The following is an 11,445-nucleotide window of genomic DNA, read 5'->3' on the forward strand; positions in this document are numbered from 1 at the left end:
GGGGTCGCCAGCGCCTGCGCGGTGGCGGCCAGCAGCGGGTCACCGGCACCGGCGACGAGGGCGTCGAGCACCTCGGCCTCGGTCCCGGGCGCGGCGGGCAGCAGCGTGCCGGACAGCCGCTCCAGACCACGGCTCGCCAGCGCCGCGACCGAGGAGACCGAGGTCTTCCCGGCGAGCACGGCCTTGCGCAGCCGCAGGAACAGGATGCCGCCCTCGTCCTCGGCCTCCAGGCCGACGAGCAGCACGTGCGGGGCTGCGGCGAGGTCGGCGAAGGTGACCGCGAGCGGGCGACCGGCGACGGCGGCCCCCAGGAACTGGGTCTCCTCCGCCGAGTGCGGCCGCGAGCGGTGGTCGATGTCGTTGGTCCCGAGCACCACCCGCGCGAACTTGGCGTAGGCGTAGGCGTCCTCGAGCGTGAGCCGCCCACCGGGCAGCACGCCGACCCCGCCGGCGGCCTTGGCCGCGGCGAGACCGTCCGCGGCGACCTGCAGCGCCTCGACCCAGCTCACCGGCTCGAGCTCGCCGTCGCGGCGCACCAGCGGCGTGGTGATCCGGTCCGGTGCGCTCTGCCAGGCGAAGGCGAAGCGGTCCTTGTCGCTGATCCACTCCTCGTTGACCTGCGGGTCGTCACCGGCCAGCCGGCGCAGCACGACACCGCGGCGGTGGTCGACCCGGAGGGCCGAGCCCATCGCGTCGTGCTCACCCACACCGGGCGTGCTCACCAGGTCGAACGGGCGGCTGCGGAACCGGTAGGCCGCCGACGTGAGGGCGCCGACCGGGCAGATCTGCACGGTGTTGCCGGAGAAGTACGAGGCGAACGGGCGACCGGCCGCGTCCGAGCCCGCGGGCCCGGCCGGGGCGTCCCCGGTGAAGTCGAGCACGTCGGTGTCGAAGGTGCCGATCTGCTGCCGAGCCCCGCGGTTCTGCAGGTCGATGAACTTGTCACCGGCGATCTGCTCGGAGAACCGGGTGCAGCGCTGGCAGAGCACGCAGCGCTCACGGTCCAGCAGGATCTGGGTCGAGACCGCGATCGGCTTCGGGAAGGTCCGCTTGACCTCGACGAACCGGCTCGTGGTGCGGCCGTTGCTCATCGCCTGGTTCTGCAGCGGGCACTCGCCGCCCTTGTCACAGACCGGGCAGTCGAGCGGGTGGTTGATGAGCAGCAGCTCCATCACACCGTGCTGGGCGGTGTCCGCCTCGGCCGAGGTGCGCTGGGTCCGCACCTGCATGCCCGGCGACACCGTGATGGCGCACGACGGCTGCGGCTTGGGCATCTTGGCCAGCTTGCCGTCACGACCGGGCGCCCAGACCTCGACCATGCACTGGCGGCAGGCGCCGACCGGCGCCAGCAGCGGGTGGTCGCAGAAGCGCGGGATCGCGATGCCGAGCTGCTCGGCGGCACGGATCACCAGCGTGCCCTTGGGCACGACGGTCTCGATGCCGTCGATCTGCACCGTGACCGTGTCGGTCGGCTCGACCGGCGCGGGCTCGGCCGGCAGCGGCACCAGCGGGGCGCCGGTGCGGCCCGGGGTGGTGATCGTCATCAGTGCGCTCCCGCCAGCTGGGCCCCGGTGCGCGGGGAGGGGGTGTACTCGAACAGGGCGCTCTTCTCGGGCGGGAAGAGCACGTCGGCCGGGGTGTGCATCCCGGCCTCGAACTCCTCGCGGAAGTGCTCGATGCCGGAGACCACCGGGCTCACCGCCCCGTCACCCAGCGCGCAGAAGGCCTTGCCGAAGATGTTGCCGGACAGCTCGAGCAGCAGCTCGATGTCACCGGGCTCGCCGCGGCCCGCCTCGAGCCGCTTGAGCACCTGGACCAGCCAGTAGGTGCCCTCCCGGCAGGGGGTGCACTTGCCGCAGGACTCGTGCTTGTAGAACTCCAGCCAGCGGGTCACGGCGCGGACGACGGAGACCGTCTCGTCGAAGACCTGCAGCGCACGCGTGCCGAGCATCGACTTGGCCGCGCCGACCGACTCGTAGTCCAGGGGCACGTCGAGGTGCTCGGCCGTGAACATCGGGGTGGACGAGCCGCCGGGGGTCCAGAACTTGAGCTGGTGACCGGCGCGGATGCCGCCGGCCATGTCGAGCAGCTCGCGCAGCGTGATGCCGAGCGGGGCCTCGTACTGGCCGGGGCGCGTCACGTGCCCGGACAGCGAGAACAGCCCGTGACCGGCGGACCGCTCGGTGCCCATGCTGGTGAACCAGCTCGCACCGCCCTGCACGATGGCCGGGACCGACGCGATCGACTCGACGTTGTTGACCACCGTCGGGCGGGCGTACAGACCGGCGACCGCGGGGAACGGCGGCTTGAGGCGCGGCTGGCCGCGACGACCCTCGAGGGAGTCGAGCAGCGCCGTCTCCTCACCGCAGATGTAGGCGCCGGCACCGGCGTGGATGGTCAGCTCCAGGTCGAAGCCCGAGCCCAGGATGTTGCTGCCCAGGTAGCCGGCCTCGCGTGCCTCACGAGCCGCCTCGAGCAGGCGGCGGTAGACGTGCACGACCTCGCCGCGCAGGTAGATGAACGCGTGGTGGCAGCCGATCGCGTACGAGGTGATGATGACGCCCTCGATGAGGTGCTGCGGGCTGGCCATCATCGCCGGGATGTCCTTGCAGGTCCCCGGCTCGGACTCGTCGGCGTTGACGACGAGGTAGCGCGGGCCGCCGTCGGGGGCGGGCAGGAAGCTCCACTTCATCCCGGTCGGGAAGCCGGCGCCGCCACGGCCGCGCAGACCGGAGTCCTTGACGGTCGTCACGACATCGGCCGGGGCCATCGTGAGGGCCTTGCGCAGACCGGCGTAGCCGCCCGCGGACTCGTAGCTGGCCAGGGTCCAGGACCGCTCGGCGTCCCAGCTCTTCGACAGGACCGGCGTCAGGGTGGTCATCAGGACTCCTTCGGCTCGTCGGCGGGCGCAGCCGCACCGGTCAGCTCGGGGGCGGCCCAGCCGTTCTCACGGGCGAGCACGGTGCCGCGCATGGTGGGCACGCCACCGCTGGGGCCCTCGTTCGCGTGGCCGTCGGGGAACCCGGCGAGCACGTGCGAGACCTCCTTGAAGGTGGCGAGCTGGTCGGGGCCGCGCGTGGGCTTCACCGGCCGGCCGGCCCGCAGGTCGTCGACGAGGGCCACGGCCGAGGTCGGGGTCTGGTTGTCGAAGAACTCCCAGTTCACCATGACGACGGGTGCGTAGTCGCAGGCCGCGTTGCACTCGATGCGCTCGAGCGTGACCAGCCCGTCCGGCGTGGTCTCGTCGTGCCCGATGCCCAGGTGGTCGGCGACCTCGTCCCAGATCGCGTCGCCGCCCATGATGGCGCACAGCGTGTTCGTGCAGACGCCCACGGTGTAGGTGCCGTTCGGGTGCCGCTTGAACTGGGTGTAGAAGGTCGCGACCGCCGAGACCTGCGCGGTGGTGAGGCCGAGGGTCGCGGCCGCGAAGGCGATGCCGCGCGGCGAGACGTACCCGTCCTCCGACTGCACCAGGTGCAGGATCGGCAGCAGGGCCGACCGGGCCTGCGGGTACCGCGCGACGATCTGCGCGGCCTCGTCGGCCAGCCGGGCGCGGGTGGCCTCGTCGTAGCCCGTGCGGTGCACGGGCGGCTCGGGTGCGTGCTCGACGGTCATCAGCGGTCCACCCCTCCGAGCACCGGGTCGATGGACGCGACGGAGACGACCACATCGGCCACCTGACCGCCCTCGCACATGACCGAGGTGGCCTGCAGGTTGTTGAACGACGGGTCGCGGAAGTGCGCCCGGTACGGCTTGGTCCCCCCGTCGGAGACCAGGTGCACGCCGAGCTCGCCACGGGCGTGCTCGACGGTCTGGAAGACCTGGCCGGCCGGGACCCGGAAGCCCTCGGTGACCAGCTTGAAGTGGTGGATGAGCGCCTCCATCGAGGTGCCCATGATCTCCTTGATGTGCTCGGCCGAGTTGCCCATGCCGTCACCGGAGACCGCCAGCTGTGCCGGCCACGCGATCTTCTTGTCCGCGACCATGACGGGCTGGCCCGCCGAGGCGTCCAGCCGGTCGAGCACCTGCTCGACGATGCGGATCGACTGGTACATCTCCTCCAGCCGCACGATCACCCGGGCGTAGGAGTCCGCCTCGGTCGCCGTGGGGATGTCGAAGTCGTACGTCTCGTAGCCGCTGTACGGGTCCGACTTGCGCACGTCGTACGGCAGACCCGTGGCCCGCAGCAGCGGCCCGGTGACGCCGAGCGCCATGCACGCGGCCAGCGGCAGGTACCCCACACCCTGCATGCGCAGCTTGAAGATGGGGTTCTCGAGCATGAGGTCCTCGAGCTGGTGCAGGTGCCCGCGCAGCTTGCCGAGCTTCTCGCGGGTGAACGCGGTGGTGCCCGGCGGCAGGTCCTGCGCGACGCCGCCCGGCCGGATGTACGCGTGGTTCATCCGCAGGCCGCTCACCATCTCGAGGACCTCGAGGAGCTCCTCACGCGCCTGGAAGCCCAGGATCATGATGGTCGTCGCACCGAGCTCGTTGCCGCCCGTGGCCACGAAGACCAGGTGGGAGGCGATCCGGTTGAGCTCCATCATGAGCACCCGGATCTGGCTGGCGCGCTCGGTGACCTGGTCGGTCACGCCGAGCAGCTTCTCCACGGCCAGGCAGTAGCCGGCCTCCTGGAACAGCGGCGCGACGTAGTCCATCCGCGTGCAGTACGTGACTCCCTGGGTCCAGGAGCGGTACTCCATGTTCTTCTCGATGCCGGTGTGCAGGTAGCCGATACCGGCCCGCGCCTCGGTCACCGTCTCGCCGTCGATCTCGAGCATGAGGCGGAGCACACCGTGGGTGGACGGGTGCTGGGGGCCCATGTTGACGACGATGCGCTCCTCGCCCAGGCGCGCGGCCTCGGCAGCGATCTCCGACCAGTCGCCGCCGTTGGCCTCGAACGTGGGGACCCCGAAGGCCTCGTCGTCGGCGACCGGCCTGGTCGCGTGCGGGTTCTGGGTGCTCATCAGCGGTACTGCCTCCGCTCGTCGGCCGGGGGAACGGTGGCGCCCTTGTACTCCACGGGGATGCCGCCCAGGGGGTAGTCCTTGCGCTGCGGGTGGCCGACCCAGTCGTCCGGCATCTCGATGCGGGCCAGCCCCGGGTGCCCGTCGAAGACGATGCCGAAGAAGTCGAACGTCTCCCGCTCGTGCCAGTCGTTCGCCGGGTACACCGACGTGGTCGACGGCAGGTGCGGGTCGGCCTCGCTCACGGCGACCTCGAGCCGCAGCCGGCGGCCGTGCGTCACCGAGGTGAGGTGGTAGACGGCGTGCAGCTCGCGGCCGGCGTCCAGCGGGTAGTGCACGCCGGAGACGCCGAGCGACAGCTCGAAGCGCAGGTCCGGGTCGTCGCGCAGGTGCTTGCACACCTCGACCAGGTGCTCGCGGTGCAGCGACAGGGTGAGCTCGCCGCGGTCGACCACGACGTACTCGACAGCCTGGGCGTACCCGGTGCCGGACTCCTCGAGGAGCTCGGCCAGGATGTCGACGACCTCGTCGAACCAGCCGCCGTAGGGGCGCTCGCTCGGGCCGGGGAGCACCACGGGGGCCACGAGGCCGCCGTAGCCGGACGTGTCGCCCGAGCCCTGGGTGCCGAACATGCCGTGCCGCACCGCGACGACCTCGAGCAACGGGTGCTCCTGCGGGGACGTCGCGACGACGTCCTTCGTCTCCTCGCTCATCGCAGCAGACCCGTCATGTGCGAGGTCGGCTCGGCGGCCAGGGCAGCCTGCTCGACGGCGCGGGCGATGTCCTTCTTGTGCTTGAGCAGCGGTTCGTGCTGGATCTGGTCGTGCAGCGCGAGGATCGCGTGGATGAGCATCTCCGGGCGCGGCGGACAGCCAGGCAGGTAGATGTCGACCGGCACCACGTGGTCCACCCCCTGCACGACGGCGTAGTTGTTGAACATGCCGCCGGAGCTGGCGCAGACGCCCATCGAGAGCACCCACTTGGGCTCGGGCATCTGGTCGTAGACCTGGCGCACGACCGGGGCCATCTTCTGGCTCACCCGACCGGCCACGATCATGAGGTCGGCGTTGCGCGGCGAGGCGCGGAACACCTCCATGCCGAACCGGGAGATGTCGAAGCGGGCACCGCCGGTCGCCATCATCTCGATGGCGCAGCAGGCCAGCCCGAAGGTCACCGGCCACAACGAGGCCTTGCGGGACCAGCCCGCGAAGCCCTCCACGGTCGTCAGCAGGATCCCTGCCGGAGCGGACTCCTCGATACCCATCTCAGCCCTCCTCTCCCAGTCCTGCGATCAGTCCCACTCGAGCCCGCCGCGCCGCCACTCGTACACGAACGGCACGGTGATGAGCGCGAGGAACGCGACCATCGCGACCGTGCCGAAGACGGCGAGGGTGGCGAAGCTCACGGCCCACGGGTAGAGGAACACGACCTCGATGTCGAACACGATGAAGGTCATGGCGACCAGGTAGTACTTCACCGGGAAGCGCCCACCGCCGACGGCGTGCGGAGTCGGCTGGATGCCGCACTCGTAGGCCTCGAGCTTGGCACGGTTGTAGCGCTTGGGGCCCAGCACGGCGCTGGCCACGAGCCCACCCACCGCCAGCAGCAGAGCGAGCGCCATCATCACCAGCAGCGGGACGTACGGGTTGGTCATCGCACGCGCCTCCTTGAGCTGTTCGTCACCGGGTGGGTCCTGCCTGTCGTGTGCGTGCTCATGCCGCCGGCGCCATCCGGGCCAGACCCGAGATCACGCGGTCCATGAGGTCCCCGCCGTGCGGGTCGTAGCAGTCCGACAGGAGCTTGAGGGTGAACCGCATGAGCAAGGGCCGGGGCAGACCGTACCTCGTGCACAGGTGCATGATGCGCGGGTTCTCGATGAGACGGACGAAACCGCGTCCCAACGTGTAGTACCCGCCCAGGTCGTCCTTCATCCGCCCCTGGTAGGACGCGAACGCCCGCTCCCGGCCGGCCGTCGACGTGCGGGCCAGACCCTGGGCGACCGCCTCGGCCGCGACCCGTCCGGCCTGCAGGCCGTAGGCGACGCCCTCGCCGTTGAACGGGCTCACCATGCCGCCGGCGTCACCGAGCAGCATGAGCCCGCCGTCGTAGAGCGGGCCCCGGTTGAACCCCATCGGCAGCGCCGCCCCGCGCACCGGGCCGAGCTGGTTCTCGGGGGTGAACTCCCACTCGCTGGGGGCGTTCGCCATCCAGCGGCCGAACAGGTCCTTGTAGTCGATCTTGGTGGCCGCCGCCGTGGAGCTCACCGAACCGAGCCCGACGTTCACGGTGCCGTCGCCGAGGGCGAAGATCCAGCCGTAGCCCGGCATGAGGTTCGAGCGGCCCGGAGGGCCGTCCCACAGGTCGAGGTGGGACTCCATCCAGGCGTCGTCGTGGCGGGGTGAGCGGAAGTACGTGCGGACCGCGACCCCGAGCGGGCGGTCGGCACGAGGCTGACGACCCAGCGCTGTCGCCAGCCGGGAGGAGACGCCGTCCGCGGCGAGCACGACGCGCGCCCGGTACGTCACCTCCTCACCGCTGCGCCGGCCCTGCGCATCCACCGGGCGGGCGGTGACCCCGACCACCCGGCCGGTGCGCTCGTCGAGGACCGGACCGGTGACCGCCGTGCGCTCGAGCAGCTTGGCGCCGGCGGCGCGGGCGTGCTCGGCGAGCAGCTGGTCGAGGGTGAGGCGCGGCCGGGCCAGGCCGAAGGACGGGTAGGAGGACAGCTCGGGCCAGGGCAGCTGGACGACGTGGCCGCCGCCGAACACCCGCAGACCCTCGTTGCGGATCCAGCCGTCGCGCTCGCGCAGCGGGACGCCCATCCGCACGAGCTCGGCCACCGCACGCGGCGTCAGGCCGTCGCCGCAGATCTTGTCGCGCGGGAACTCGGCCTTCTCCAGCACGAGGACGTCGAGACCGGCCTGGGCGCACCAGTAGGCCGCGGAGGAACCGGCCGGGCCTGCACCGACCACGATGACATCGGCGTCATCGCGAATCTCGACCACCCGTGCGTCCCCACTGTGCAGACCCTTGGTTTACCGCCCGAGTCTATCTGCGCCGCTGGGCACTGTCTCCGAAGGGTGACCTAAGTCCCATTCGGGCACGGACCGTGCTACGGACGGACCGCCCGGTGCAGCGCCACGATGCCGCCCGAGAGGTTCCGGTAGGCCACCTTGTCCCAGCCCGCACCCTTGACCAGGCGCCCGAGCGTGACCTGGTCGGGCCAGTCCACGATCGACTCCACCAGGTACTGGTAGGCGTCCGAGCCGGAGGCCACCGTGCGTGCCACCGCAGGCAGCGCCCGGGTGAGGTAGACGTCGTAGAGCCGGCGGAACGCCGCGGCCGAGGGACGCGAGAACTCGCAGATCACGAGGCGACCGCCGGGCCGCGTCACGCGCAGCATCTCGCGCAGCGCCGCCGAGGTGTCCACCACGTTGCGCAGCCCGAACGAGATGGTCACCGCGTCGAACGAGGCGTCCGCGAACGGCAGCGCCGTCGCGTCGCCCGCCACGAAGGCCAGGTCCGGACGGCGCCGCTTGCCCACCGCGAGCATCCCGGTCGACAGGTCGCAGGCCACCACCCGGACGCCGTGGTCGGCCAGCGGCTCGCTCGACGTGCCTGTCCCGGCCGCCAGGTCGAGCACCCGCTCCCCCGGGACGGCGCCCAGGGCCCGTGCGGTCGCGCGGCGCCAGGCACGGTCCTGCCCCAGGGAGAGCACGTCGTTCGTCAGGTCGTAGCGCGGGGCCACCGTGTCGAACATCGTCGCGACGTCGTGCGGCTGCTTGTCGAGGTTGGCTCGGGACATGCCCCCATCCTGGCAGGCGCCCCGGGCTGGGCGTGCACCTCGCCGAAAGTCCTAGGGTGGGGGCCGATGAGCACCTCCCCCGCACCCGCGGACGCCCTGCCGGCTCCGCTCGTCGTGCGCACCGTCGCCCTCGACGAGCTGGCCACCGGTCACGACCCCGCCGACCTGCTCCGACTCCTGCCCGCGCACGGCGGCCTCGCCTGGGTCCGACGCGGCGACGGCATCGTCGGCTGGGGCGAGGCGGCCAGGGTGCCGGTGAGCGGTCCCGACCGGTTCGCCGCGGCCGACCGCGCCTGGCGCGAGCTGCTCACCCGCGCCGTGGTGCGCGACGAGGTCGGGCTGCCCGGAACCGGACCGGTCGCCTTCGGCACCTTCGCCTTCGACGACCGTTCCCCCGCGGGTGGGGTGCTCGTCGTCCCGTCCGTGGTCGTCGGGCGGCGCGACGGCCACGCCTGGATGACCACCATCGGAACCGGCCTGGCCGCGCCCGGTCCCCTGGTCACCGACCCCGAGCCGGTGACGGCACCCGGCGGCGTCGAGCTCACCGACGCGACGATGAGCCCCGCCGACTGGGAGCAGGTCGTGGCCCGCGGCGTGCAGGCCATCCGGGCCGGACGGCTCGACAAGGTGGTGCTCGCGCGCGACGTGCTGGCCCGCACCACGCAGCCGCTCGACCCGCGCTGGGCGCTGCACCGGCTGGCCGACCGGTACGACTCGTGCTGGACGTTCGCCGTCGACGGCCTCATCGGCGCCACCCCCGAGCTGCTGCTGCGGGCCGAGCGCGGGCTGGTCACGTCCCGGGTGCTGGCCGGCACCATCCGGCGCACCGGGGACGACGACGCCGACATCGCCCGGGCCGGGATCCTCGCGCACTCCTCCAAGGACCTCGAGGAGCACGAGTACGCCGTGCGGTCGGTCGCCCAGGCGCTCGCGCCGTTCTGCACGTCGGCGAACGTGCCCGACGTGCCCTTCGTGCTGTCGCTGCCCAACGTGCTGCACCTGGCCTCGGACATCACCGGGGTGCTCGCCGCCGAGCACCGCTCGTCCCTGGCCCTGGCGGCGGCGCTGCACCCCACGGCCGCCGTCTGCGGGACCCCCACGGACGCCGCCCGCGATCTCATCCGCGAGCTGGAGCAGATGGACCGCGGCCGCTACGCCGGACCGGTCGGCTGGATGGGCGCCGACGGCGACGGCGAGTGGGGCATCGGGCTGCGCTCGGCCCAGCTCGACGCGGACGACCCGCACCGGGTGCGGCTGTTCGCCGGCTGCGGCGTGCTCGCCGCGTCGAGCCCGGCCGCCGAGCTCGCCGAGTCGTCCGCCAAGCTCGAGCCCATGCGGTACGCGCTCGGCGCCACGGACTGAGCCCGGGACGCGTCGTGGGGCGGCGCCCCCGACCCGCAGGTCAGGGGCACCGCCCCACGAGGACCGAGCCGATCAGCCCTTGGAGCCGCCCGGGTTGGTGACCGCCTGCTCGGTCTTGGCGGCCAAGGTCGCGTCGACCTTGAGCGACTTCCCGTCGCGGACCAGCGTGAGGGTCGCGGTGTCACCGGCGTTCATCGACCGCACGTAGGCGGTGAGCGAGTCGGCACCCGGGGTCGGGTTGTCGCCGATCGCCACGATGACGTCGTCCGCCCGGACACCGGCCTTGTCCGCCGGGGAGCCGGACGTCACCGAGACCACCTTCGCGCCGCGACGCGTGACGCCGTCGGCCGTCGCGGTGCCGTCCGTCAGCCGCACCCCGAGGAACGCGTGCTGCGCACTTCCCGACGAGATGAGCTGGCTGGCGATGTTCTTGGCCAGGTTCACCGGGATCGCGAAGCCCAGACCGATGGAGCCGGACTCCGACGAACCGCTCGAGGCGGACAGCGACGCGATGGACGACGTGATGCCCAGCACCTTGCCCTCGCCGTCGAACAGCGGGCCACCGGAGTTGCCCGGGTTGATCGCCGCGTCGACCTGGATGGCGTTGGTGACCACGGCGCTCGAGCTGTCGCTCGAGGTGGCCGTGGTGACCGGGCGGTCGATGGCCGACACGATGCCCGTGGTCACGGTGTTCTGCAGACCCAGCGGGTTGCCGACCGCCATCACCTGCTCGCCCACCGTCACCGTGCTGGAGTCGCCGAGTGCGGCGGGCTGCAGGTCGCTCGGCGGGTCCGTGAGCTTGACGACCGCCAGGTCGGTGGTCGGGTCGGTGCCCACGACGTCGGCCTGGAGGATGCGGCCGTCGCTGAGCGTGACCTGCACGGTGTTGTTCTCCGCACCGTCCACGACGTGGTTGTTGGTGAGGACGTGCCCCTGGGCGTCGAGGACGACGCCGGAACCCTCGGCCACCCCCTGCTGCGTCGTCACGGTGATCGCCACGACGGAGGCCTTCACCGCCTTGGCGACGGCCTCCCAGTCCGGGCTCTCGGTGGACGAGCCAGCCACGGGGACCTGGTCCGTGGTGCTCTGACCGATCTGCGCGATCGACGCCGGCCGGGCCGAGCCGCTGTTGCCCGTGGCCGCCAGCACGCCGAACGTCGTGCCCCCGGCCACCAGTGCCGACACCAGTGCAGACGTGGTCACCAGCACCCAGGTGGGCCGCCGACGGGGCTCGGGTGCCTCGGTGGCACCGGTCGGCACGCCGAAGGCGGCGCCTGCGGCCGGCACGCCGAACGCAGCACCGGCGGCCGGCTG

At 72.2% G+C, this 11,445-nt stretch carries 11 protein-coding genes; 1 reads left to right on the forward strand and 10 read right to left on the reverse strand.

Annotated features, from left to right (window positions below):
* From F2B26_RS11200 to F2B26_RS11240, 9 genes are all read right to left on the reverse strand, one after another.
* Window positions 1-1,544, reverse strand: a 1,544-nt coding sequence (locus F2B26_RS11200; protein ID WP_159809357.1) for an NADH-quinone oxidoreductase subunit G, incomplete at its 3' end; no start/stop codon positions are given.
* On the reverse strand, window positions 1,544-2,881 hold the full coding sequence (gene nuoF, locus F2B26_RS11205; protein WP_201292711.1) for an NADH-quinone oxidoreductase subunit NuoF: 1,338 nt from the start codon (window positions 2,879-2,881) through the stop codon (window positions 1,544-1,546). The genes nuoF and F2B26_RS11200, both read right to left, overlap by 1 nt.
* Entirely contained in the window at window positions 2,881-3,615 is a 735-nt protein-coding gene (nuoE, locus tag F2B26_RS11210) for an NADH-quinone oxidoreductase subunit NuoE (protein WP_159809359.1), read from the reverse strand. Before nuoE ends, nuoF begins: the two co-directional genes overlap by 1 nt.
* Window positions 3,615-4,964 (reverse strand): NADH-quinone oxidoreductase subunit D, encoded by a 1,350-nt coding sequence (locus tag F2B26_RS11215; protein WP_159809361.1) that lies wholly within the window; start codon window positions 4,962-4,964, stop codon window positions 3,615-3,617. The genes nuoE and F2B26_RS11215 overlap by 1 nt, the downstream gene beginning before the upstream one ends.
* Entirely contained in the window at window positions 4,964-5,677 is a 714-nt protein-coding gene (locus F2B26_RS11220; protein ID WP_159809363.1) for an NADH-quinone oxidoreductase subunit C, read from the reverse strand. Before F2B26_RS11220 ends, F2B26_RS11215 begins: the two co-directional genes overlap by 1 nt.
* Window positions 5,674-6,228, reverse strand: coding sequence for a NuoB/complex I 20 kDa subunit family protein (locus F2B26_RS11225; RefSeq protein ID WP_159809365.1), 555 nt, complete (start codon window positions 6,226-6,228; stop codon window positions 5,674-5,676). Before F2B26_RS11225 ends, F2B26_RS11220 begins: the two co-directional genes overlap by 4 nt.
* Before the next feature lie 27 nt (window positions 6,229-6,255).
* Window positions 6,256-6,618, reverse strand: a complete 363-nt coding sequence (locus tag F2B26_RS11230; protein WP_159809367.1) for an NADH-quinone oxidoreductase subunit A — start codon at window positions 6,616-6,618, stop codon at window positions 6,256-6,258.
* A 58-nt stretch (window positions 6,619-6,676) separates the two neighbouring features.
* Window positions 6,677-7,969 (reverse strand): geranylgeranyl reductase family protein, encoded by a 1,293-nt coding sequence (locus tag F2B26_RS11235; RefSeq protein WP_159809369.1) that lies wholly within the window; start codon window positions 7,967-7,969, stop codon window positions 6,677-6,679.
* Window positions 7,970-8,076: 107 nt separating this feature from the next.
* Window positions 8,077-8,769 (reverse strand): demethylmenaquinone methyltransferase, encoded by a 693-nt coding sequence (locus tag F2B26_RS11240; protein ID WP_159809371.1) that lies wholly within the window; start codon window positions 8,767-8,769, stop codon window positions 8,077-8,079.
* Between the two features lie 66 nt (window positions 8,770-8,835).
* Here F2B26_RS11240 and F2B26_RS11245 point away from each other — a divergent pair, with 66 nt between their 5' ends.
* Entirely contained in the window at window positions 8,836-10,131 is a 1,296-nt protein-coding gene (locus F2B26_RS11245; protein WP_159809373.1) for an isochorismate synthase, read from the forward strand.
* A gap of 72 nt (window positions 10,132-10,203) precedes the next feature.
* Here F2B26_RS11245 and F2B26_RS11250 read toward each other — a convergent pair.
* Window positions 10,204-11,445 (reverse strand): S1C family serine protease (locus tag F2B26_RS11250; protein WP_159809375.1); only part of this gene is annotated, 1,242 nt, incomplete at its 5' end.

The organism is Cellulomonas citrea (assembly GCF_009829685.1).
Lineage (GTDB): Bacteria > Actinomycetota > Actinomycetes > Actinomycetales > Cellulomonadaceae > Cellulomonas > Cellulomonas citrea.